This is a genomic window from Acinetobacter apis, assembly GCF_900197575.1.
Lineage (GTDB): Bacteria > Pseudomonadota > Gammaproteobacteria > Pseudomonadales > Moraxellaceae > Acinetobacter > Acinetobacter apis.
The window spans coordinates 41,646-66,641 of sequence record NZ_FZLN01000002.1 but is presented as its reverse complement, the minus strand read 5'-3'; the positions used below and the strand labels follow the sequence as shown (position 1 = coordinate 66,641).

The following is a 24,996-nucleotide window of genomic DNA, read 5'->3' as shown; positions in this document are numbered from 1 at the left end:
ATTAGATTTATAATACATTCGTTATATAATCGAATGAGACCAATTTAAAAATACACCCAGTCCAATGGAGTATAACGACATGGCAGGCAAGACTTTATATGACAAATTATGGGATGACCATTTAGTCAAACAGCGTGATGATGGTTCGAGCTTAATTTATATTGATCGTCAATTATTACATGAAGTAACTTCTCCTCAAGCATTTGAGGGGCTTGCACTTGCAGGCCGTCAGCCATGGCGTTTAAGTGCCAATATTGCAACACCTGACCATAATGTACCAACTTCTAAAAAAGAACGTGATCAGGGAATTGCAGGCATTGAAGATAAAACATCACGTATTCAAGTTCAAACATTAGATGACAACTGCAAAACCTTCAATGTGGTTCAATTTGGAATCAATGATATTCGCCAAGGAATTGTGCATGTTGTGGGTCCTGAGCAAGGTTTAACTTTGCCTGGCATGACGGTGGTTTGTGGCGATTCGCATACTGCAACACATGGTGCATTTGGTTGTTTGGCACATGGTATTGGTACATCAGAAGTTGAACATGTTCTTGCAACACAGTGTTTAGTTCAAAAGAAAATGAAAAACATGTTGGTACGTGTTGACGGACAGCTTGGCCAAGGTGTGACATCTAAAGATGTGGTGTTGGCTATTATTGGTCAAATTGGCACAGCAGGTGGGACAGGTCATGCCATTGAATTTGGCGGACAAGTTTTCCGTGATATGTCGATGGAAGGGCGGATGACTGTATGTAACATGGCCATTGAAGCAGGCGCACGTGTTGGGTTAGTGGCTGTCGATGAAAAAACCATTGAGTATGTTGAACACCGTCCGTATGCACCTACAGGCGATGCTTGGAACAAAGCGGTTGAGTATTGGAATACGTTGCATTCAGATGAAGATGCACATTTTGATACTGTGGTTGTGTTAAAAGGTGAAGAGATTGAACCACAAGTATCTTGGGGTACATCACCTGAAATGGTCATTCCAGTCTCTCATGCTGTACCCACATTAGAACAAGCAAAAGATGACGTACAACGTAATGATTGGATTCGCTCATATCAGTACATGGGTTTAACCGCAGGCCAAGCACTTAAAGATATTCATTTAGACCGAGTCTTTATTGGTTCATGTACCAATTCACGTATTGAAGATATTCGCGCTGCGGCTGAAGTGGTTCGTGGTCGTAAAGTTGCTGCTAGTATTAAACAAGCCATGGTGGTGCCAGGATCAGGTTTAGTCAAATCTCAAGCAGAAAAAGAAGGATTAGATCAAATCTTTATTGATGCAGGTTTTGAATGGCGCGAGCCGGGCTGCTCAATGTGTCTTGCCATGAATGCAGATAAATTACAGTCAGGTGAACATTGTGCATCAACATCTAACCGTAATTTTGAAGGTCGTCAAGGAAATGGTGGGCGTACACACTTAGTGAGTCCAGCGATGGCAGCAGCAGCTGCAATTGCAGGTCATTTTGTTGATGTACGAACCTTTTAGGAGTCAAAATATGCAAGCCTATACAGTTGAAACCGGTATTGTTGCACCTTTAGATCGTGCCAATGTAGATACCGACTTAATTATTCCAAAACAATTTTTAAAATCAATTAAACGAACAGGCTTTGGTGACAATTTATTTGATGAGCTTCGTTATTTAGATGAAGGTTACCCAGGTCAAGACAATAGCATTCGACCTAAAAACCCAGATTTTGTGCTTAATCAAGCACGTTATCAAGGTGCAACTATTTTGGTGACACGCAAAAACTTTGGTTGCGGTTCAAGTCGTGAACATGCGCCTTGGGCGTTAAGCGAATATGGTTTTCGTACAGTGATTGCACCAAGCTATGCCGACATTTTCTTTAACAACAGCTTTAAAAACGGCATGTTACCCGTTATTTTAACTGAAGAAGAAGTCGATACCATCTTTAAAGAGTGTCAGGCTGAAGAGGGTTATCAATTGGTTGTAGATTTGGCATCGCAAGAAGTCAGATTGGCTTCAGGTCAAATATTTACCTTTGATGTTGATCCATTTAGAAAGCACTGCTTATTGAATGGTTTAGACGATATTGGTTTAACTTTGCAAGACAGTGATTTGATTGAAAGCTATGAAGAACGGATAAAACAATCAAAGCCATGGATTTTTCAAACGCTTTCACGCTGATAATCATCACCAAAACATAGAACATAATGTCAACTATTTGATAATATGCAGTCTGTTATTTAAGGCATACTGTTTCTAGGTTGAATAAAATCTATGCAAAAGGTTATTGGTCAAAGTGTGTTGGTGGGCATGTGTCTTATTGGATTAAGCGCATGCCAAAATACGCAACATGCAATTAAAACGGCACAAATTCGATATGCAGCATTAACACCAAATGCAGAAGCAACGGTCAAGATATTTTGTTCTGGTACCAATACTTGTGAATTTGAACGAATTGGAAATGTTCCTGTGGTCAGTGATACCACGCATTTGGTGAGCAATGAAGCGATTCAAAAGGGTTTTGTACGGTTAAAAGCAAGCTCAACCTTACAGTCAAATGCACTATATTTGACGGTGCCTGCTCAACAATATGAAGTTGTGGTTCGTTTTTATCCAATTTCAATTGACCGTGCAGAAACCATACATGTGATTCACCCGTTTAAAGCAAATAAAGCCTATACATTCACCATGTATAGAGACCGAGTAAAGCGTGCTAATAATCTATTAAATGCGGCTGTTCCTGACCCTTTATGTGTCAAAGTCATGGAAGAGAAACGTGTCGTACGTCGTTTTTGCAAACCTTATAATGTACTAACCGGGCTTGGTGAGTTTGTAGAGCAAAAAAACTAAGCTATATTGAAACAATTATTTAACCAGATCATGGAAGCTGTATGTCAAAACATATTCTCATTTTAGCCGGTGACGGCATTGGTCCTGAAATTATTCGTGCTGCTGAAAGCGTACTTTCGACCATTAACCAAAAATTTAGCTTAGGTTTAACATGGGAGCATGGTTTGCTTGGTGGTGCTGCGATTGATGTACATGGTCAGCCTTACCCTGATGTAACAAGCGCACAAGCGAAACAAGCAGATGCGATTTTATTGGGTGCAGTAGGTGGTCCAAAGTGGGATGGTATTGAACGATCAATTCGCCCTGAACGTGGACTATTAAAAATTCGTAGTGAACTTAATTTATTTGCCAATTTACGTCCTGCAATTTTATATCCGCAGTTGGCAGATGCATCTAGCTTAAAACCAGAAATTGTATCAGGCTTGGATATCTTGATTGTGAGAGAGCTAACAGGCGGTATTTATTTTGGTCAGCCTCGTGGTATACGTGAACTTGAGAATGGCGAAAAGCAGGGCTATAACACGGATGTATATTCAGAGTCAGAAATTCGCCGTATTGCTAAAGTTGCTTTTGAGTTAGCAAAATTACGCGGTAGTAAAGTATGTTCAGTTGATAAAGCCAATGTGCTTGAAGTGACTGAGCTTTGGAAGCAAACAGTAACTGAGCTTCATCAAAATGACTATCAAGATGTAGCTTTGTCACATATGTATGTTGATAATGCTGCAATGCAATTGGTTCGTGCACCAAAACAGTTTGATGTGATTGTCACAGGCAATTTGTTTGGTGATATTTTATCAGATGAAGCAGCGATGCTCACAGGGTCGATTGGCATGTTGCCGTCAGCATCTTTAGACGAGCATGGCAAGGGTATGTATGAGCCATGTCATGGTTCAGCGCCTGATATTGCAGGACAAAATATTGCAAACCCATTGGCAACCATTTTATCGGTTGCAATGATGTTACGTTATAGCTTTAAAGAAGAACAAGCTGCAGTCGCGATTGAGCATGCTGTAGGGCATGTTTTAGACTTAGGTTTACGCACAGCAGATATCTATGCTGAAGGTTTAACACAAGTGGGTACAGAAGAAATGGGTCAAGCCATCGTTAATGCATTGAATACTTAATTTTAAACATAAAAAAAGCTGGCCATGGCCAGCTTTTTTTATGGGTGTTTTTAAAAAGCATCAAACGAAAAAAAGCCACTGTAAAGTGGCTTCTCGCTTGCGCTATAGATTAGCGTGCGCGATAAGTAATACGACCTTTCGTTAAGTCATAAGGCGTCATTTCTACTTTTACATTATCGCCAGTTAAAATACGAATGTAGTGCTTACGCATTTTACCTGAGATGTGCGCAATGACTTCATGCCCATTTTCTAAACGAACACGGAACATGGTATTAGGAAGCGTTTCGGTGACAACGCCTTCGAACTCGATCAGTTCCTCTTTATTGGCCATAGCCTACCTAAAAGAATAAATAATTAGGCGCAAATTATATACAAAATAAACTTAAAACACAAGATCAAGCACCCTAGTTCTGAAAATAGCTGTCGTCTAAATCGGCAGTTCTTGTAAAAATTGCTTGGCTTTAAATAAAGAGGCTGTAAATCATTTTCTTAAACTGATATTGGAGCAATTAAAATGCATTTTAAAGGTTACATGTCCAATTAATTTGGCCAATTTAACCACTGCGGACCGAGCATGACTTGTGGTAGTTGAAAATGTTCAGGATAAGTGGCTTGAATGAAATATAATCCATCGGCAGGGGCTGTAATGCCTGCAGCTTTACGATCTTCTGCCGCAAAGATCTGATCAATATGATCAATGTCATGCACACCTTGACCAACATCCAATAAGCAGCCCACAATATTTCTAACCATATGATGTAAAAAGCCATCTGCTTCAATATCTAAGACCAAAAAAGGACCATGCGCAGTGAATCGGCAGTGTTTAACATGGCGTACAGGCTGATTTGATTGACATGCTGCAGCACGAAAACTTTCAAAATTATGTGTACCTTCAAATTTAAGCGCAGCGTGTTGCATCGCTTTAATATCTAAAGGATGACGAACATGGGTGACTTGTCGGTATAATAATGCAGGTTTTTGTGCTGCTTGGTAGATAACATACCGATAACGTCGTGCTGTCGCTTTAAACCGTGCATGAAACGCCATGTCCATGCGTTGAATCCATTGAATAGAAATATCATCAGGGAGTTGGCTGTTGGTGCCACGTATCCAGCCATAATCTGAACGCTCTGAAGCACTGTCAAAATGAGCAACCATATTTGTGGCATGAACACCTGCATCGGTACGTCCTGCACCATGCAAAACCACAGGATGATTGGCAACTTTACTTAAACTGTGTTCGAGCGTCTCTTGAATACTCAAAATGCCTGCTTGTTGAGTTTGCCAACCACGATAATTTGTGCCACAAAACTCAATTCCAATCGCATAGCGCTGCATAATCACCTCAGATTTGATCATCAAACCAATGTGTATACCATTGGTTTACATCGGGGTATTGTAAATACAATTGCAGTATTTTGGCATATAAATCCGCATGGCCTAAGGTATGTGTGGCAATAATTTGTGCATCTTTAATCCATGCACTCACTGCATAACGTTGATCAATTGCACCAAAGGTAACTTGTGTTGTAATAACGCTTAAGCAACCTTGCTGTTTTAGTTGTTGTAATTGATGAATGATTTTAGCGTTGACTGGCACATTGCCTGTTCCGAACCCTTGTAGTATTAAAAAATGTGGCGGATCAGACAAGATACTTTTTAAGAGTTGTTCACATGATGTCAGCTCAAGTGGCTGGAGCATAAAATTAAAAATTTTAAGTTGTTGTGCCTGTTCTATATGCTCTTGATGAACTAAAGTTGGTTTAAGTGCAAGATCAAGAAGTGGGGCATATGCAGAAATGCCTTCAAAGGCGTGATTTTGCGTGGTATGGCATTTAATCACGCTGCGTGCATGATAAAGGCGATTGGCAAAGCTTAAATACACACCAGAGATTTGTTGTTGTATTTCTTGAAGTGTAAATAATAAGTTGTCTAAAGCATCCGTATTTTGCCGTACTGTCAGTCCTGCTTCATCAAGTAAAGGATGTTGGCTACCTGTTAAAATCACACAGCAAGAATGACTTAAAAATCGTGCTAAAACCGCACTGGCATAACTTAAAGTGTCTGTACCATGAATAATAATAAACTTTTGATAATGCTGTGTTTGAAGGTTTTGAATTAATTGAATGAGCAATAGCCATGATTTGGCAGTGCAAGCACTGCTGTCAATAATTTCTGGTGCTGCAAAGCAGTCCACAGCTAAATTGCTATGTAGGGTAAGAATTGATTTTAAATGGGGGATAAACTGGGCTTCAGGCATAGGACTGAGGGGAGAACCCACACAGCCCAATGTACCGCCCATATAAATGATTGCAATGTTTGACATGCTAAATGAAGAATACAGTTAAATAATCTTCATCATAAGTTGAGTCAAATTAAGATGCAATTTTATTCAGCAATTGATCAACTTCCGTTTGCTCTTCTGCTGTAAATGATTGATGTGGATCAGTTAATAAGTCAGATGCACGAGCAAATTCACCCATATCAATATATTGCTTTGCAAGCTTAATATTGAGTGCATTTTCACTGACTTCTGACAACTCTGGGAATGCTAAGAACAAATGATCTGTTTCTGCAGGTGTGATTGCAGGAGATTCATCTGCTTTTTCATTTTCAGCTGGTGGCGTTACTGATGCTGTTGGTGCAGCTTCTGCAGGCTGGTCAAATTGAAGTTCAAAGCTTTGACCATGGCTGGTTGTCTCAGTTTTTACAGGTTGTTCAACTTCAGCATCTTTTTTCTCTGATTGGCTTTGACCGCCGAAATCAAAATCAATAAAGTGCGCGTCTTGTTCATCTTTTTTCGGTTCAGCTGCAACAGGTGCTGGTTGCGCTTGAGGTTTGGTTTCTGCTTTTGGTGCATCAAACTCAAATTCAAGCACGTGTTCTTGATCATGTTGTTGTGCTGCGGGTGCTTCTTTCTCAGCTTGTTTTTCAGAAGACGAATGTGATTCTAGTTCTGAAGCAGTCGTCGTATTCGAGCTTGATGGAAACTCTAAAGGCTCAAAATTTGACGAACGTTCTTGTTCAGTGGTTTTCTCTTGAACAGCTTGTTTTTCACTTGCTGAGGTTTCTTCAACTGATTTTTCAGTATCAGGTTTTGATTCAGCAGGCGCTGTTTGCTCTACGACCGGCGCAACTACAGGTGCAGGTTCAGCTGCTTTTTGAGCACGTTTACGTTCAGCTTGTTCTTTCTCAGCTTGTTGTTTTTCTTTTGCTGCTTGAACTGCTTTTTGCTGAGCTTCTTTTTCTTCAGCTGCTTTTTTTGCTGCAATTTTATTTTCAATTTCACGCAATGTATCAAACATCTGTAATGTACGTAAGTCATTCAGAATTTGATTAATTGCCAATTGATTATCTTGCTTTTGATAAATCTCAAGTAGTAGCGAATATAAATGCCCTTGCTTGTGATCACGATTTAAAGATTGATTAATTAATGCTTCTGCATCATAAAACTGTTCTTGCGCCATCAAACTTTGAATGGTTTGAAATTGCTTTTCATTTTCCTTTTGAATTGCTGCATCTTCTTTTTGCTGTTTTTCAACAGCTTGAGTTTCTTCAGCTTTTGCTGCAGAAGATGAAGCCTCTTTCGCTTTACCTTTTTGAGGTTTTTGCGTATTACCACGTTTTTTCATCACCACAACAATGGCTATGAGCAAAAGAAGTACAAGAGGGAGGATGTAAGTCAACATATGGGCACCCCACGCTAGAAGCGTTGTGAAATAAAAAAAAAGTGTGTCTCTTAAGTCGCAATTCTGCTGTTTAATTTTCTAAGCTGTTTGCGAAGTTGCGCTAATCTGACATTAATTATATCTAGTTTAGCATCTTTTTGTTTAAGTTCACGCTCCAAATGAGTGATTTCCCGCTCGAGTGATTCCATCCTTACTTTAATTTGTCTGACTTCTTGGCGTACAGTTGGTACAGGTTTGGTTTTTTTCGTTATTTTGGAATGGCTTGGTTGTACCGCTGATTGATTTTTTGTAACAAATGCAGATGAGTCACTTGTTGTAGCAGGTTCTGATGATGCTGTGTCTTTACTTGTTGATTTTACTTGTGCAGAAAAATTTTGCTGTCTTTTTTCAATTTCACGAATTTGTTTTTTATTAAAATAGCTGCGTGGAATATTGAGAACAGTGTGTTCTTTAAGTTCATTACCACCAAGTTCTGTAAATGCATCAACATTATTTGACTTGATGGTTTTTAAAATTTTAAAAATAGGTTGGTTGGTCTGTACTGAAATTTTAGATGCAATAGACCATAAAGTTTCATCCGATTGAACTGGGTAGCTCAATAAAGTGTTTTTTTTAGCGGGTGTGGTACTTTTGACCGTCTCTGCTTTTTCAACAACAGCTGTTTTTTGAGTTGAATGTAAGTTTGATGAAATTTCCTGTTCGCTTCTAATTTTAATTGGCGTCAAGCTATGTTCTTCATTTTTATTTGCTTGAATCGTTTTAAATGGAACATCAATTCGTTTGAAATAAGGTGTATCTAGCTCTTTCACTCGAATGACAAAGTTAACACGGTCATGGCGAATTGGTTTTGAGGATGTAATGATAATGACGCCACGACTAGTCGTGGTTTTTCGAACTGTAAAATTTAAATCTTTATTTTTAATGCCTAATGTAGAAACGTCTTCACCATCCGCTAAACCTGCTTGAATGGACTTGCTGTTGACAGCCTCTGTATATGGCAGCTCCATATATAATATGCGTTCTTTTGTGCTCGGAATAGACGGTTGACCCAAAATTAATGCATGACTGAATTGAGCTAAGCAACAAAAAAACAGCGTAGAAGCAGAAAGTTTTATTATAGAGGTCATTGCACTGATTTAATAAAAGTAAAGACAAGCTCTAATGTAGCGAGATGTTTTGCATTTGTAAATTTTTTATACAAAAAGCCAATCAATTTGATTGGCTTTTTGAATTTAAATGATCATTTTAAGATTTGTAATCAATTAAAATACGTAACATACGGCGTAAAGGTTCAGCTGCACCCCAAAGCAATTGGTCACCAACGGTGAAAGCACCTAAATACTCTTTACCCATATTGAGTTTACGTAAACGACCAACAGGTACAGAAAGTGTCCCTGTTACAGCCACAGGCGAGAGTTCATGCATTGATGCTTCACGGGTGTTTGGTATAACTTTTGCCCATGGATTTGATTGACGAATCATATCTTCAATTTCATCTAAAGGAACATCTTGCTTTAATTTCAGCGTTAATGCTTGTGAGTGACAACGCATTGCCCCAATACGAACACAATGGCCATCAATTGGCACAATCGTTGTGTTGCCTAAAATTTTGTTGGTTTCTGCTTGCGCTTTCCATTCTTCTTTAGACTGCCCATTTTCCAATTGTTTGTCGATATATGGAATCAATGAGCCTGCAAGTGGTACGCCAAAGTGATCTTTAGGAAAACCCTCACCGCGTTGTAATGCTGCAACTTCACGGTCAATGTCTAAAATGGCAGATTTCGGATCATCTAGTAAAGTTTTGGTATTGTTGTATAAGTAACCCATACCTGAAATCAATTCACGCATATTTTGCGCGCCTGCACCTGATGCAGCTTGATAGGTCATGGCACTCATCCATTCAACCAAGTTATTTTGAAATAGCGAACCTAAGCCCATGAGCATCAATGAAACTGTACAGTTACCACCCACATAGGTTGTGATTCCTTGGGTGAGAGCAGTCTGAATATGCTGCTGATTCACAGGATCGAGTACGATGACTGCATCATCTGACATTCTTAATGTCGATGCAGCATCAATCCAAAAACCTGACCAACCCGTTTCTTTAAGTTTGCCATATACAGAAGATGTATAATCGCCACCTTGACAGGTAATAATGACATCCATTTGCTTTAGACTATTAATGTCTGCTGCGTCCATAAGTGCTGGGGCGGTTTTACCGCCAAAAGCAGGGGCTTCACCACCTGCGTTACTGGTAGAAAAATAAAATGGCTCAAAGTGAGCAAAATCGTTTTCTTCAACCATACGTTGCATGAGGACAGAACCAACCATCCCACGCCAACCGACCAGACCTACTTTCATGTCATTGTGCCTCGGTGTGTTAAAAATAAAAATGAACTAAGAGTGTACCAAACCTTAGATGAACTGCAAGTAGTACTTTCGCCCAACAAACTGATATTTATTTTATAATTTTCTGATATAGCTGAATGGTTTGCTGACACATATCGTCTAAACTAAACTGATTGACCACAGGGACAGAGTGTCTTGACTGAATATGTTCTTCAATGCATTGAATTAAATGCGTTTGATCATTGACATCAATGAGGCCTTTTGGATAAAGCACCGATAAAATTTCAGCAACTCCACCACGGTTCCAACCAATAACAGGTGTGCCTAATGACAGGGCTTCTAAGGTGGTTCGACCGAAGGTTTCTGCTTGACTTGATAATGATAAAACAAGATCACTCAATGCCAGCCATTTTCGAATATCTGAACGGTGACCAACAAACGTTACCTGATCTACCAAGTCTTGATCCTGCACAGATTGTTCAAGCTCTCTTAAATAAGCTTGTTTTTTCATGTCTGCACCGCCGACTACCACGGCATGGACATGAGGGTATGCCTGCTTTAAATGTGCCATGATGCGAAGTAGTGTTTCATGACCTTTTAAGCGGGTGATCCGTCCTGGTAAGCAAATGAGTAGTTTGTTCTCAAGTTGAGGGTAGTCGAGGTATACCTGCTGAAGCCATTCAGCCGAAGGCTGATAATTATGTGGAAATGCTTTCGGGTCAATACCTCGATAAATACGGGTAATTTCGCGATTCGGCCATTCAGGATAATTGTCTTTGATATATGAAACGACACTGTCTGAAACAGCAATCACGTTTTCAGCTTGCGTCATAATCGCACTATAGCGATTCACAGAATAAAAACCATGAACAGTGCTGACCAAATGTGGACGTTTTGATTTGAGTATCCCTTTTAATGCAAAGTGGGTAAGCCATGCAGGAACACGTGAGCGCACATGAAGAATATCTGGTTGTTCTTGAATAATGAGTTGTCGAAGCGGTCGGATTTGCAATAAGCTCGAGAGAGATTTTTTATGAATTGCGAGCTGAACATGTTTTGAACCCTCAGCCTCAAGTTGTGGTACTAGACGTCCACCATGCGAAACAACCACAGATTGATGGCCTTGATTCACTAAAGCATGTGCAATTTCAAGTGTGCCACGTTCTACACCACCGCTATTGAGTTCTGGAAGAAGTTGCATCACTTTCATAATAAAGGGCTCAGTTTAAAATATCGAGTTTAATAAATGTCGTCATAACCCTCAGGGCGTGTTTTAAAACGGCGATGGAACCACATGTATTGCGTGGGTGCAATACGCAATTGTTGCGCTATAATTTGATTCATCCGTGTTGCATCATCAAGTTCATCATCTGATGGCAGGTTTGGAATGATAGGCTCAATTAAAATGGTATACCGTGGATCAGATTCATCACCATGACGATAAAAGTATAACGGAATAGCTACAGCTTTTGAAATTTTAAGTAAGCGACGATGTGCTGTAACGGTTGCAGCAGGCGTACCAAAAAAAGGCGCCATCACACCTTGCTTTAAACCAAAATCCTGGTCAGGACTGTACCAAATGGCTTGCCCTGCTTTTAAATTTTTAATCAGGCCACGCATATCGTCATGGTCAATCTGATGCTGATAAATGGTGGCTCGGCAGCGATAGACCAACATATCTAATAATGGGTTGTTTTGCGGTCGATAAACGACACTTGGATCAAAAAACTGAGCACAAATATATCCACCGGCATCAAGGAGTGTACTGTGTGTCCCCATCAGAAGGATGCCCATGCCTTGTTGTTGAGCCTGTGTAATATGCTCAAGTCCTTCAATGGTGACACGGTGTTTAAACCAAGATGGACAGTACCATGCATTAAGCGTTTCAAAGATGCCAAGCATCATGTCATGAAATACCTGTTTTCCTTGTTGTTCTCTTTTTGCAACTGTCCACTCTGGAAAGCAAACTTTTAAATTTTTGAGGGTGGTTTTACGCCGTGATTTGAGATATTTCCAGCAGATATTGGCGAGTATATGAGCTAAACGCCGTTGAATTGCCCATGGTAATATGGCAAGCAACATAAGCAGCAGAATCGCAATCCAAAGCATCCAATACTTAGGAAGTAAAAAAGACCAATAAAATTGGCCAGGAATATAGCGAAATGGCGTACTGCTCATGGGTTTGTAAATGGTGGTATTAAATTAGATATAGTCTAGCATGATCTGATGCTAAGAGTAATTTCAATTCTAAACCCCATCATTTACCATTGTACATTTGGCTTTAAAGATTATTTTTTCTTTATATTTTGCAATAATAATGGCAAAAACAACAGCCAACCATGGAAAAACCGCCGTGATAATATTCCAGCCATAAACGCGTCTTGGAATTGAAACAGGGGTATAATAATCAGTCCACCAAATATATTGAAAATATAAACAAGATAGTAATGTAAGTGAACATAGTGCATATAAAACTTTAAGCTTGAATAGCTTGTGTAATAATTTTAATACAACGAAAAAGGTAGTGATATAGGCAAGATAAGCTATTAAAGAACCCATTGAAATTGCAGGTAATAAAAAAGGTAGTATTATGATTCCTGGCCCCATCTCTCCTTGAGGACCTAGACAATCACCGAGAAAAACTAGGCTTGTAATGAAGCCAAGACAGATGTGGATACGAAGAAAATATTTTAATAAACGGTTTTTCTCTAACTTGGTTAATAATAATACAGGCCATAGTGCTAAATAGGGCATTAGTATGATGAACAAGTATGCAATTTCAAACAAAGTGCCTAGTTTGTCCTTAGAAAAAAGGACCCGTATTATCGAGATGGTAATAATAGACAAGATAATATATAAAACTTTTTTAAATATTTGATTATTATCAAAAAATGTAATAATTCGAATAGGGTTGATAAAAATCAAGATAACAACATATATCGTGAAGACCACATTAATACAATGAATAAAAAAGCTGAGGTCAACGAAACTATTTTGGGGAAAGACTTTGGATAATAAAATAGATACCATGAGCATAAGCACCGTGATGCTTGAGCTTCTAAATAGGCTGAAAAGAAAGTTTTTTTCTCGTGTTGGCAATTCAGAAGATTGCAAAAGAAAACGAATACCCAATAGTAAAAGAGTGCAATATATAAGAGACCATACTGAAGACAAACCAATCGCATTGAAAAAGGTCATAATAGAGTTGTGTTAAATGAGTCAAATCATTTTATATGAAAGTATTTTTATAATAAATTTAGAATGTTACATTTAATATAAAAAATTAAATTCATCATTCAATCATTTTAGCAAAGTAAAATATTTGCAGTTGACTAAAGGTCAGATGTACTTGTACTGAATCATTAGCAGCAATGTTAGATAAACATGGTCTTGTACATTTTAGTCTTTTTTTGCCACTTTTAATTAATATCATTTCTAAAATATGTCTATCTAATAAAGCTGAATTGATCGCATTTACCTGCCTTCATTAAAAAGGCCACAGATGAGCTGTGGCCTTTTAAAACATTAGAAAACCTATCCTTTGGTTAAGTTTTCTAACTCATCCCAACGTTCTAACTTCTCAAGTAATGCATCTTCAATTTCTGCTAAACGTTCGCTAGCACTCGTTGCTGCATCTGCATCTTTTACAAACCAAGAGCCATCGGCTAACTTTTCAGTTAAAGTCGCTTGCTCTTGTTCTAAAGCTTCAATTTCTTGAGGCAACTGTTCTAAAGCACGCTGATCTTTATAGCTGAGCTTGACTTTTTTCGCCACAGGATTGCTTGAAGCTTTGTCTTGTTTATCCTTTTTGACAGTGTCTTGACGTAGTTCAGTTGGACGTTGGTCTAAATAGTCTTGGTAACCGCCAACATACTCATCAACTCGACCTTTGCCATCAAATACCCATGTAGATGTCACTACATTGTCCATAAATGCACGGTCATGGCTAATCAGCAACAAGGTTCCTTTGTATTGTGAGAGCATATCTTCAAGTAGCTCTAAAGTCACCATATCTAAATCATTGGTTGGCTCATCCATCACAATTAAATTTGATGGCTTAAGCAATAATTTAGCAAGTAAAATACGGTTTCTTTCCCCACCCGAGAGTGCTTTAACAGGTGTTCTTGCACGTTCTGGAGAAAATAAGAAATCTTGTAAGTAACTTAAAATATGACGGCGTTGACCATTCACATCGACAAAATCAGACCCTTCTGACACGTTATCAGACACTGATTTTTCAAGATCAAGTTGATTGCGAAGTTGGTCAAAGTAAGCAATTTCAAGCTGTGTACCTGTTTTTACGCTACCTGTATATTCAATTTGACCTAAGATGGCTTTAACGAGTGTAGTTTTACCAACACCATTGTCGCCGACAAGTCCAATACGGTCACCACGGATAACCACGCTTGAAAAGTCACGAATAAGCAAAGTATCGCCATAACTGACATTGAGGTTTTCAATATCAAACACCAATTTACCAGAACGCTGACTGGCTTGTACGCCCATGTTTACTTTACCTTGTTGTGAACGGCGTGCTTTTGATTCTTCGCGAAGTGCTTTTAAATCACGAACACGACCCTCATTACGGGTACGACGCGCTTTAATACCTTGACGAATCCATGCTTCTTCTTCAGCTAGTTTTTTATCAAATAACGCATTTTGTTTCTCTTCAGCTTCAAGCTGCTGCGCTTTTAATTCAAGGTAACGTGAGTAGTTGCCTTCATAGCTTCTGAGCTGACCGCGGTCAAGTTCAATAATTCGTGTCGCCACTTGATCGACAAATGAACGGTCATGCGAAATAAATAAAAGCGTTAAATTATTTTGCTCAAGAAGAAACTTTTCTAACCATTCGATGCTTTCAACATCCAAATGGTTGGTTGGCTCATCAAGCAATAGAATATCAGGTTGCATTAATAAGGCACGTGCCAATAAAACACGGCGTTTTCGTCCACCTGACAGTTCTGCCAAGTCAACATTTGGGTCTAAGCCCATTTTTCCTAAAATGGTATTCACTTTATTTTCAAGTGACCAGCCATCTAATTGATCCAATTTGTGTTGTAAATCACCCATGTGTTCACAAGCTGCCATGTCGCCAAGTACACAGGCATCACTGGCAATATTATACTCTCTAAGCACGTCAGCTGCTTCACCTGCACCGCTAGCAACAATATCAGCCACTTTGCCTGAATCCATCGGTACATCTTGGGTGAGCATGGATACAGTTAAACCGTTTTGTATTAAAATTTCGCCTTGATCTGCATGAAGGCTTCCTTCAATCAGCTTAAGTAAAGTAGACTTACCTTCACCATTACGCCCAATCAAACATACTCGCTCGCCACGTTCTAATGTGAAATTTGCGCCGTCGAGGAGGGCAGGTCCACCAAATGCAAGTTGGACATCCCTTAAAGTAATATAGGCCATCGTGTTTCCTAAAGTCTCAAAGTTGAGGAGTGCTTACCATGACAAAACCACCATATGATGATTATCACACGCCATTGTCCGCACCTATTGAAGATTTGCAAGTCAGAATTGCATTTTTAGATGATTTAGTTGAGCAGTTAAATACGCAATTGGTTCATCAAAGCCAAGAAATTGCAGATTTAAAAAAACAAATGCAACTGTTATATCATCGTGTAGATGCAGCTGATTTATCAGAAGGTATTGCCACATTTGACCCTATGACCAATAGACCACCGCATTATTAAGCATAATAAATATTGAAAATTTAAAATACAACATTACTATACACAGCATTTGCTATAGGCTTTACACATTTATCGCAAAATTTGCCTTTTTTATAGAGATCATGTCACTCTAATGGTGTGTACAGGAGAAAATACAAGCAATGGGTTTTTGGATTATTGCACTAATTGTTGTATTTGTTGTCGGTTCGATCTTTGGGTTACGGGTCAGTCCAAGAGAAAAAGCACTGGGTGAAATGCGTGATTTATCACGGCGGATTGGGTTGTATCCACGTTTGGTTGCTGCACCAGACTGGACAAAGATACCAAAAATGACTGAGAATCGAGCCAGTATGGTGGCTTATTATAGTGTACTGTTGCCCAAAGCAACATTGCCATTAATGCGTGCCATCATTGTAGATGGACAGTTTGATGTGGTATATGGTGCTGAAAAATTCCAACACTATCCTGTCACATTCACAGGTGTATATGCCATCGATATGCAGGCAAATAGCATTGGTATGTATTGGGATGAAGAAACAAATTTGCAGGCAAGCCAGCTAGAAGACATTAAATCCTTTTTAATTTCTTTAGCAAAAGTTTAATTTAGCGATAGGAAAAATATAAGATTATGGCGAATGCGTCTCGATCTACTTCAAACAGCACAACAGTTCAGGCTGAAGCGGCTGCGAAAAAACGTGCTTTAGTGATTGTAGAGTCGCCTGCTAAAGCAAAAACAATAAATAAATATTTAGGCTCTGAATATATTGTTAAATCTTCTGTAGGTCATGTGCGTGACTTACCGACAGGTGGCTCTGTATCGAAAACAGCAGAAAAAAAACCAATTTCACGCGTGAAATTGACAGAAGAAGAAAAAAAATTAAAAGCACAGCAGGCTTTAGTTAATCGGATGGGTGTTGACCCAGAGCATGATTGGAAAGCGCAATATCAAATTTTACCTGGTAAAGAAAATGTTGTTGCTGAATTGAAAAAACTAGCAGCACAAGCTGATGAAATTTATCTTGCAACGGATTTGGACCGTGAAGGTGAAGCGATTGCTTGGCATTTGCGTGAAGTGATTGGTGGTGATGCCTCTCGTTATCGCCGTGTGGTGTTTAATGAAATCACTAAAAATTCAATTCAAGATGCATTTAAAAAACCAACCCGTTTAGATTTAGACCGTGTTAATGCACAGCAAGCACGTCGTTTTTTAGACCGTGTGGTTGGCTTTATGATTTCTCCACTTCTGTGGGAAAAAATTGCACGTGGGTTATCAGCAGGTCGAGTACAGTCTGTTGCAGTGAAGCTTGTAGTTGAACGTGAAAAAGAAATTCGAGCATTTATTCCAGATGAATATTGGCAAATATTTGCAGACACTGCCAAAGATGATACTAAAATTCGATTAGAAGCGGTAAAACACTTAGGTAAAACACTTAAGCTTAAAAACAAAGCAGAAACAGATAAAATTCTTCAAACTTTAACAAATGTCGAGTATAAAGTAGTACAACGTGAGGACAAACCCACTAAAGTTAGTCCAAGTGCGCCTTACATCACATCTACTTTGCAGCAAGCAGCAAGTACACGACTTGGTTTTTCGGTGAAGAAAACCATGACCTTGGCTCAGCGCCTTTATGAAGCTGGTTTTATCACTTATATGCGTACAGATTCAACGTATTTAAGTGATGATGCTGTCAACATGGTGCGTGATTATATTCAATCAGAGCATGGTGCACGTTATTTACCTGAACAACCTGTGCGTTATGGTAATAAAGCGGGTGCACAAGAGGCACATGAAGCGATTCGTCCATCGAATGTGGCTTTAAAAGGTGATCAGTTGCCTGGTGCTGAACGTGACGCGCAACGTTTATATGACTTAATTTGGCGCCAATTTGTTGCATGCCAAATGACACCTGTCGAATATTTATCATCAACTTTGCATGTTAATGCAGGTGAGGTGGATTTAAAAGCGAAAGGTCGTACCTTGGTATTTGACGGTTTCACTAAAGTTCGTGGTGCCAATAAGTCGGATGACGATGTATTGTTACCAAATATTCAAGTGGGCGAACGATTAACCCTTGAGAAGCTAGACCCAAGCCAACACTTTACCAAACCGCCTGCACGTTTTACCGAAGCATCTTTGGTTAAAGAGCTTGAAAAACAAGGTATTGGTCGTCCATCAACTTATGCTGCGATTATCTCCACCATTCAAGATCGTGGCTATGTTAAGTTAGAAAATCGCCGTTTATTTGCAGAAAAAATGGGTGAAATTGTCACTGAACGTTTAGGTGAGAGTTTTAATAACTTGATGAACTATGCGTTTACTGCCAATTTAGAAAGCCAGCTTGATAAAGTTGCGGTGGGTGAGCAAAACTGGAAAGATTTATTAGACAGTTTTTATGGTGACTTTAAAAATAGATTAGTGACTGCACAGGGTGAAAATGGCATGCGCCGTAACCAACCTGTTGAAGTGGCAGAAGTCCATTGCCCTGAATGTGATCGTCCAATGCAAATTCGAACGGGCACGACTGGGGTATTTTTAGGATGTTCAGGTTATAACTTACCACCCAAAGAACGTTGTAAAGGAACCTTGAACTTAGCACCTGTGGAATCATTGGCAGTATTGTCTGATGATGATGGTGCAGAAACCGCAGATTTAATGTCTCGTCGTCGATGTCCAAAATGTTCTACTGCAATGGACAGTTATGTCATTGATGGTGGTCGAAAACTTCATATCTGTGGTAATAATCCAGATTGTGATGGATTTGAAGTAGAAGAAGGCGAGTTTAAAATTAAAGGCTATGATGGCCCAAGCATCCCATGTGACAAATGTGATGCAGAAATGCAGTTAAAGACGGGGCGTTTTGGTCCATATTTTGCGTGTACTGCGTGTGAAAATACACGTAAAGTATTAAAAAATGGGCAACCAGCACCGCCTCGTGTTGATCCGATTAAGATGGAACATGTTCGCTCAACCAAGCATGATGATTATTTTGTGTTGAGAGATGGCGCAGCTGGATTGTTTTTGGCAGCCAGCAAGTTCCCGAAAGTCAGAGAAACTCGAGCACCGAAAGTGGCAGAATTACGGACTGTGGCGGATCAACTCGACACAAAATATCAATTTTTATTAGAAGCACCAGATCGCGATCCAGAAGGTAATCAAACCATTGTTCGATTTAGCCGTAAGAACCAAGTGCAATATATTGGTTCAGAAAATGCAGAAGGCAAACCGACCAAGTGGAGTTTGATTTATACCGATGGAAAATGGGCTGAGAGTTAATCTTGGCCTATATCGTATAAAAGCTGGTTAATGACCAGCTTTTTTTGCTTTCATGTATTGGGACAAGGCAATGTGGAAGAAAATTAGGGTCATTATTTTATTATTTATACTTGGATATGTTGCATTCCAAGCTTGGCAAGATTCCAATCAAAATTGGGACAAGCCTGTAGTTGTGCTATTACATCCGATTAATGCAGATGGTCGTGCAACAACAGCTGCTTATATTCAAAACCTCAGCGCCCCAGAATTTTATGAAATACGTGATTATTTAGCACAAACCGCGAAGCGATATCAAAAAAAAGGCGATTTTATGATGGTCTTAGGTCGTACGCTAGAGGAAGCACCACCAAAGGTTGAAGCCAATGCCAATGTGTTTGATACCATCTTGTGGAGTTTAAAGTTTCGCTATTACGCTTGGCAGCAAGAAAAAGCCGCTGATGGTTACTCTACAGTGACTTTGTATTTGAATTATTATGATTCAAGTGCCACCAAATCATTAAAACATTCAACAGCACTTGAGCGAGGGCGAATTGGCATTGCCAATATTTTTGCCAATGCAGAACAAGAGCCACAAAATAATGTGATCATTACACATGAATTATTACATGCTTTTGGTGCGAAAGATAAATATGACCTCAAGACAGGGCAACCTATTTATCCGCAAGGTTATGCGAATCCAACGCAATCTCCGTTATTACCACAACATCGTGCAGAGTTGATGGCAGGTTATATTCCCATCACAGAACAAAAAAGTGTAATGCCACGAAATTTACAGCGTACCGTCATAAATGATGAGACTGCAAAAGAAGTAGGTTGGATTTCAACGCATTGGTGGAACTAAACTTAAGCACTAATGCATTGTTTTACTAGACGCTACATTCAGTTGAAACGATTTTGATACACTAAGGAGAATAGCTTTCACATGGCGTCAATATGAGTTTACAGTCATTAATTTCTGAGTTAAATGAGCAGCAAAAACAAGCAGCCACCACAGATGCTCAGCATAGCCTTGTTTTGGCAGGTGCAGGCTGTGGTAAAACCAAAACCATCGTCGCACGTGCAGCTTATTTAATTTCTCAAGGTGTGCCTGCAAGCCAAATTCAAATTTTGACGTTTACTCGTCGTGCTGCTCATGAAATTGTGACTCGTGTTGAACAGTATTTAGGAGATCAAGCCAAAGGCTTAAGAGCATCTACCTTTCATACCTTTTGTATTTATTTACTCAGACGAAATCGTCAAGCATTTGGCTTAGAGCAGTTTAGTATTATTGACCGAGATGACCAATTGTTGATGTTTCGGTTGTTAAGAGGGAAAGGACGAGATAGTGTGCTGCCTAAAGCAGCACAGCTTGCGGATATTTATTCATTTGCCCGTAACACGCAGTCTAAATTATCTGATGCGATTGTTAGAATATTACCTGATGCAATCGATTATAAAGAAGAAATTAAATCGGTCATGCAAGCTTATGAATCAAGAAAGCAAGCACGTGGTTTTTTAGATTATGATGATATTTTAGCAATTGTAGCTGCGCATCTTCAGGCATCAGAGCAACTTTGTCAGTGGGTTGCCAAGTTAAGTCCAATATTTCTTGTCGATGAAATGCAAGATACCAACCCGTTACAGTGGTCGTTATTGTCACCATTACTTGCAAAAATCCAATTATTTTGTGTTGGAGATGATGCTCAATCTATTTATGGATTTCGCGGGGCAGATTTTAAAAATATCCATCAATTTACGACACATGTTCCAGACGCCACTGTATTTCGGTTAGAACATAATTATCGTTCAACACAAGGTATTTTAGATGTATCCAATTGGCTGTTAAAAAGCAGTCCTATCCATTATGACAAACAATTAACCGCCCATCGCCAAGTGCAGAGTGTGCCGATCTTGCATATTTTTGCGAATGAGTTTGAAGAGGCACATTGGATAGCAACAGATTTGAAACAGCGCCATGAAGAGCAGCAAGCAGAGTATGCCGATCATATGATTTTGGTACGCTCAAGTTATGCTGCACGACATGTAGAGAGCGCACTAATTAAAATGTCTATCCCTTATCGTTTTATTGGTGGTACCAAGCTACTTGAAGCAGCTCATGTGAAAGACTTACTCAGTGTATTACGGGTTGTGGTCAACTCAACAGATGATATTGCATGGATGCGCTTTTTAACGCTGTGGGATGGTATTGGTGATGTCGGTGCAAGCAAAATTACCACAGCATTATTGGCACAAAACGATTTAATGGCCTGTTGTGATTATCTTGAGCAGCACGTTACTAAAATTCCTGCATCGGTTGTGTTAGCAATGAAACAACTGACGGTATTAGAGACGGAAGTCGTTGCATGTTTAAGTATTGCGTTTGAGGTGATGGCGCCACAACTTGAAAAAAATTATCATAATCAAGATTGGCAGCGCCGAGCAAAAGATGTTGAATTGGTGAAACAGTTGGCTGCAAAACATAATCATGTTGCAACATTTTTAGAAGAGTACATTTTAGAGCCGGTGTCTATTTCGGAAGTACAGCAAGCAACCAGCCAAGATCATGTTACTATTATCACCATCCATTCTGCAAAAGGTACGGAGCAAAAGGTCTGCTATGTGCCTCATCTGAGCGTTGGACAATATCCACATGCACGTGCTCAAGGTGATTTTGATGCTGTCGAAGAAGAGCGCCGTGTATTATATGTTGCCTTGACCCGTGCACAAAATGAATTGATTTTGACTAAGCACCAATTTGTCCAATGGAGTATTGATCAAGTCGATGAGCAGGGTCGTAAAATCAGTCAATACTTTTTAAATGATTTACCAACTGCATTGGTGGATATACAAATTCATCAACGTGAATAAATCAGATCATATTCGCGACAAAATACAACGCCTAAAGTCAAAAGAATCACTTTTGGTTTAGATTTAGATTAAACTGTGCAACCTTTAAAAAATAGACAGTGATGATACTGTTTATGATGATTGAGTGAAACGATGAAAATATTAGTAAGAAACCTAGAGCGATCAATTACAGAGCAAGAGTTGTTTGATTTGTTTAAACCTTTTGGACAAGTTAGTGACTGTACTTTAGTTAAAGATCAAGCGACAGGTAAATCGAAAGGTTTTGGTTTTGTTGAAATGCCAAATGGTCGTGAAGCTGTGAAAGCAATTAAAGGTTTAAACACCTATCGCGTGAAAGGGATTGGAATTCGTGTCAAAATGGCAGAAGATACAGAAAAATAATGTATTGGATTGAAAATACCCAAATTCACACTTGACCTCTAAGGAACAGCCATGTCTCGAGTTGCGCGTTACCATGCAGATCGAACCAATCAAAAGTTATATTTTGCACGTCTTGCATGTGTGGATGCTGAACAAAATGATGCACATCTGCAAAAAGCTCAAGCGCACCGAGAAGCTGCTGTATTTCATTTACAAGGTGCGGTACTTGCGTTTTTACAAGAACTGGTGCGGTACTATCGTTTACATGATGCTGAACCCAGTTTAAAATCCATAGAACAACGCATGAGCGATAAAGGTCAAGTCTCACCTGAAATTTCAATATTAAAACAATTATCAAAAGACAATTTTTTGGCTGAGCTAAATCGTGCTTATCGCATGTGCCAATATGCGCCTGAACCTGTGGCGACTGAAGCTGAGCAAGATACATCCTCAAAATTAATTATTAAGGTAACCCAAGGTCCACAGTCTTGGTTGCCAGATACTGAAATTTTACGTGATTGGCATCAACAACTTTCTTATTTGATAGAAAGCTTTAGAGCTGAGATGGTTGAATTTTAATAAAAGAATTACGTTTCATCACACTTGAATTTTGCATTTATGACTAAATATAAGTTAGTCTAAGAGTTAAGAATTGCATCCATCTATGGTGCATATGGAGGTTAGATGTCTATCCAACAGCAACTAAAAGATTTATTCGGTAGTCAAGAAGCCGTACTTGAGTTGGTACAGCTTGAAAGCGGTGAGCTTGCATTACGTAATGCAGATTCAGAAAAAGCACCTCTAATGACCATTCAGTTTAATGATGAAGTCAAAGCGTTGCTTGGTGATCAAACTGGCCTTATCGCTCAAAATATGGTGCAAGCGGCATTACTTGGTTTGCTTGAAAAGCAAATGAACCAAATTGATGCTGAAATTGTAGATGAGCAACCAAAGTATCTTAGCTAAAGCTTACTGATGCTTTAAGTACACTTGCTGTGCTTAAAAATACGTCACAGCGTATTTTTAAGCGGTTTTATGATGTGCCTTATCAATTTGATCAAGAATATGCTGACTCATGTTGATTGCCATTTGTTCTTTGGCATAAAACACATCACCAATATGATCTGCTCGAATTGCTTCTGCTTCTTCTTTATTTTCTGCACAGACCAACACTTGAATTCTTGAATTAAGCTGCTTTGAAATATCTACTATTCTGTGAATATCAATGATATCCATTGGCGAGATGACCAAAAGTCTAGCATGCTGAATATGTGCTTGAATGAGTACGCCTGGTTCTGTCGCAATACCACAAACAGCTGCAATGCCTTTGTCTCGTAACTCTTCAACAATCTCACGGTTTTCCTCAGCCACCACCACTTTAATGTTTTTTTGCATGAGTGTTTGCATGACACGGCGTCCTACTTCGCCATGACCAATAATCACGACCTGATCGCGTAAGTAATCTTGATCGACTTCATCTGGTAACATTGCAAGTGGGTCACTGCTGCGCTCAAAATACCGAGCTAAGTATGAACGCTGTCGAATCCACTGTTGCACAGGTTCAATGGCTTTAAACATGAATGAATTTAAAGTGATGGCAAATAATGCGCCTGCTAAAATTAAATTTTGTGCTTCGATAGTCAGTAAGCCAAGTGAGACTCCAACTGCGGCCAGAATAAATGAAAATTCACCAATTTGAGCAAGACTTGCCCCAACAGTTAATGCAGTGTTGAGAGGGTAGCGAAAGCATAAGACAAGTGCCATAGCCGCAATAGTTTTACCAATGACAATCACAGCAATGACTTCTATAATTTCGATTGGTTTAGAAAGTAATATTTGTGGGTCAAATAACATGCCCACCGATACAAAGAATAATATTGAAAAAATCTCTCTTAACGGCAGCGTTTCTTCTTCTGCGCGGTGACTAAAATCAGACTCTTTGACCACCATACCTGCAAAGAAGGCGCCCAATGCCATAGAGACCCCAAACACTGCATACGCACCATATGCGACAGACACTGCAGCAGCAACCACTGTCAGGGTAAATAGTTCACGAGACCCAAGCCGTGCAACAAACTGAATAATGAGTGGAATTACTCGTTTACCAATAATCAGCATGAACGCAATGAAGCCTGACACTTTAAGCAGTGTCATGACAATAGTTAGCCAAATGGCTTGGTTTGGTTCATGACCAACAATAGGTTTTCCACCCAATAAGACTGCAACAGCAGGTAATAATACCAGCACCAAGACCATGACTAAATCTTCAACCAACAGCCAGCCGACGGCAATTTTACCATTCACAGAAGTGAGTAACCCACGGTCACCTAAGGCTTTAAGCAAAACCACGGTACTGGCACAAGATAAACAAATACCAAATACCAAAGCAGATCCAAAAGACCAGCCCCATAACATGGTGATTGCAACACCCAACATGCTAGCCACACTAATTTGTAAAATAGCACCTGGTACAGCGATTCGTTTAACTTCAAGTAAGTCTTTTAATGAAAAGTGCATACCAACACCAAACATTAAAAACATCACTCCCAATTCAGCAAGCTGATTGGCAAGGGTAATTTCACCAACAATACCTGGTGTATTGGGGCTAATGACAATTCCCGCAATTAAATAACCTACCAATGGTGGCAGTCTCAATCGTGCAGCAAGATAGCCAAAAAATAAGGCAAGTCCGAAACCAACAGCCAATAAAACAATCAAGTCGACATTATGTGGCATGAGATTGGTTCCTTGGCAAACGTAAATGAATTGTAAGTATAGGGGATAGGTGGGCAATTACAGAATAAAAAGACAAAAAAAACGACTCTTTAATGAGTCGCTTTT

Annotated in this window: 22 protein-coding genes and 1 pseudogene; 12 read left to right on the top strand and 11 right to left on the bottom strand. The window is 39.3% G+C overall.

Annotation, left to right across the window (positions count from 1 at the left end; all coding sequences use genetic code 11):
* Nucleotides 1-79: 79 nt before the first annotated feature.
* The 4 genes from leuC (at nt 80) to leuB (ending at nt 3,952) form a co-directional block, all read left to right on the top strand.
* Nucleotides 80-1,498: a 3-isopropylmalate dehydratase large subunit gene (leuC, locus tag CFY84_RS06865; protein WP_088823483.1), complete on the top strand. Its 1,419-nt coding sequence runs from the start codon at nt 80-82 to the stop codon at nt 1,496-1,498.
* Nucleotides 1,499-1,508: 10 nt separating this feature from the next.
* A complete protein-coding gene (gene leuD, locus CFY84_RS06860) occupies nt 1,509-2,159 on the top strand; it encodes a 3-isopropylmalate dehydratase small subunit (protein ID WP_088823482.1) in 651 nt (216 codons plus the stop codon).
* A gap of 93 nt (nt 2,160-2,252) precedes the next feature.
* The gene (locus CFY84_RS06855; protein WP_088823481.1) at nt 2,253-2,828 is read left to right on the top strand and encodes a hypothetical protein; all 576 of its coding nucleotides are present in this window, start codon (nt 2,253-2,255) and stop codon (nt 2,826-2,828) included.
* 41 nt (nt 2,829-2,869) lie between these two features.
* Complete coding sequence (gene leuB / locus CFY84_RS06850) at nt 2,870-3,952, top strand: 3-isopropylmalate dehydrogenase (protein WP_088823480.1); 1,083 nt, start codon at nt 2,870-2,872, stop codon at nt 3,950-3,952.
* A 109-nt stretch (nt 3,953-4,061) separates the two neighbouring features.
* Here the strand turns inward: leuB and infA are convergent, their stop codons facing one another.
* The 10 genes from infA to CFY84_RS06800 all read right to left on the bottom strand — a co-directional run bounded on the left by infA (nt 4,062) and on the right by CFY84_RS06800 (nt 15,411).
* Nucleotides 4,062-4,283 (bottom strand): translation initiation factor IF-1, encoded by a 222-nt coding sequence (infA, locus tag CFY84_RS06845; protein WP_004718087.1) that lies wholly within the window; start codon nt 4,281-4,283, stop codon nt 4,062-4,064.
* A 209-nt stretch (nt 4,284-4,492) separates the two neighbouring features.
* Nucleotides 4,493-5,290, bottom strand: a complete 798-nt coding sequence (truA, locus tag CFY84_RS06840) for a tRNA pseudouridine(38-40) synthase TruA (protein ID WP_088823720.1) — start codon at nt 5,288-5,290, stop codon at nt 4,493-4,495.
* Between the two features lie 7 nt (nt 5,291-5,297).
* Nucleotides 5,298-6,278: an asparaginase domain-containing protein gene (locus CFY84_RS06835; RefSeq protein WP_088823479.1), complete on the bottom strand. Its 981-nt coding sequence runs from the start codon at nt 6,276-6,278 to the stop codon at nt 5,298-5,300.
* Between the two features lie 49 nt (nt 6,279-6,327).
* Nucleotides 6,328-7,641, bottom strand: coding sequence for a prolipoprotein diacylglyceryl transferase (locus tag CFY84_RS06830; RefSeq protein WP_143218772.1), 1,314 nt, complete (start codon nt 7,639-7,641; stop codon nt 6,328-6,330).
* A gap of 50 nt (nt 7,642-7,691) precedes the next feature.
* Nucleotides 7,692-8,768, bottom strand: a complete 1,077-nt coding sequence (locus CFY84_RS06825; RefSeq protein ID WP_456049142.1) for a type IV pilus assembly protein FimV — start codon at nt 8,766-8,768, stop codon at nt 7,692-7,694.
* A 118-nt stretch (nt 8,769-8,886) separates the two neighbouring features.
* Nucleotides 8,887-10,002: an aspartate-semialdehyde dehydrogenase gene (asd, locus tag CFY84_RS06820; RefSeq protein WP_088823476.1), complete on the bottom strand. Its 1,116-nt coding sequence runs from the start codon at nt 10,000-10,002 to the stop codon at nt 8,887-8,889.
* 97 nt (nt 10,003-10,099) lie between these two features.
* A complete protein-coding gene (locus CFY84_RS06815; RefSeq protein ID WP_088823475.1) occupies nt 10,100-11,200 on the bottom strand; it encodes a glycosyltransferase in 1,101 nt (366 codons plus the stop codon).
* A gap of 29 nt (nt 11,201-11,229) precedes the next feature.
* On the bottom strand, nt 11,230-12,168 hold the full coding sequence (locus CFY84_RS06810; RefSeq protein WP_088823474.1) for an LpxL/LpxP family acyltransferase: 939 nt from the start codon (nt 12,166-12,168) through the stop codon (nt 11,230-11,232).
* A gap of 69 nt (nt 12,169-12,237) precedes the next feature.
* Nucleotides 12,238-12,777: a hypothetical protein gene (locus CFY84_RS06805; RefSeq protein WP_143218771.1), complete on the bottom strand. Its 540-nt coding sequence runs from the start codon at nt 12,775-12,777 to the stop codon at nt 12,238-12,240.
* Between the two features lie 747 nt (nt 12,778-13,524).
* Complete coding sequence (locus CFY84_RS06800; protein WP_088823472.1) at nt 13,525-15,411, bottom strand: ATP-binding cassette domain-containing protein; 1,887 nt, start codon at nt 15,409-15,411, stop codon at nt 13,525-13,527.
* A gap of 38 nt (nt 15,412-15,449) precedes the next feature.
* Between CFY84_RS06800 and CFY84_RS06795 the strand changes: the two genes are divergently transcribed.
* The 8 genes and pseudogenes from CFY84_RS06795 to CFY84_RS06760 all read left to right on the top strand — a co-directional run bounded on the left by CFY84_RS06795 (nt 15,450) and on the right by CFY84_RS06760 (nt 23,121).
* Nucleotides 15,450-15,695, top strand: a complete 246-nt coding sequence (locus CFY84_RS06795) for a SlyX family protein (RefSeq protein ID WP_088823471.1) — start codon at nt 15,450-15,452, stop codon at nt 15,693-15,695.
* Between the two features lie 131 nt (nt 15,696-15,826).
* Complete coding sequence (locus CFY84_RS06790) at nt 15,827-16,276, top strand: hypothetical protein (RefSeq protein ID WP_088823470.1); 450 nt, start codon at nt 15,827-15,829, stop codon at nt 16,274-16,276.
* 26 nt (nt 16,277-16,302) lie between these two features.
* Entirely contained in the window at nt 16,303-18,948 is a 2,646-nt protein-coding gene (gene topA / locus CFY84_RS06785; RefSeq protein ID WP_088823469.1) for a type I DNA topoisomerase, read from the top strand.
* A gap of 70 nt (nt 18,949-19,018) precedes the next feature.
* Complete coding sequence (locus CFY84_RS06780; protein WP_088823468.1) at nt 19,019-19,789, top strand: hypothetical protein; 771 nt, start codon at nt 19,019-19,021, stop codon at nt 19,787-19,789.
* A gap of 92 nt (nt 19,790-19,881) precedes the next feature.
* Nucleotides 19,882-21,867: pseudogene (locus tag CFY84_RS06775) on the top strand (ATP-dependent helicase).
* A 60-nt stretch (nt 21,868-21,927) separates the two neighbouring features.
* A complete protein-coding gene (locus CFY84_RS06770) occupies nt 21,928-22,176 on the top strand; it encodes an RNA recognition motif domain-containing protein (RefSeq protein ID WP_088823466.1) in 249 nt (82 codons plus the stop codon).
* Nucleotides 22,177-22,227: 51 nt separating this feature from the next.
* A complete protein-coding gene (locus tag CFY84_RS06765) occupies nt 22,228-22,734 on the top strand; it encodes a DUF6586 family protein (protein WP_088823465.1) in 507 nt (168 codons plus the stop codon).
* A gap of 105 nt (nt 22,735-22,839) precedes the next feature.
* The gene (locus CFY84_RS06760) at nt 22,840-23,121 is read left to right on the top strand and encodes a hypothetical protein (RefSeq protein ID WP_088823464.1); all 282 of its coding nucleotides are present in this window, start codon (nt 22,840-22,842) and stop codon (nt 23,119-23,121) included.
* Nucleotides 23,122-23,178: 57 nt separating this feature from the next.
* On the opposite strand, the gene CFY84_RS06755 is transcribed toward CFY84_RS06760, so the two are convergent.
* Complete coding sequence (locus CFY84_RS06755) at nt 23,179-24,891, bottom strand: cation:proton antiporter (protein ID WP_088823463.1); 1,713 nt, start codon at nt 24,889-24,891, stop codon at nt 23,179-23,181.
* Nucleotides 24,892-24,996: the final 105 nt, after the last annotated feature.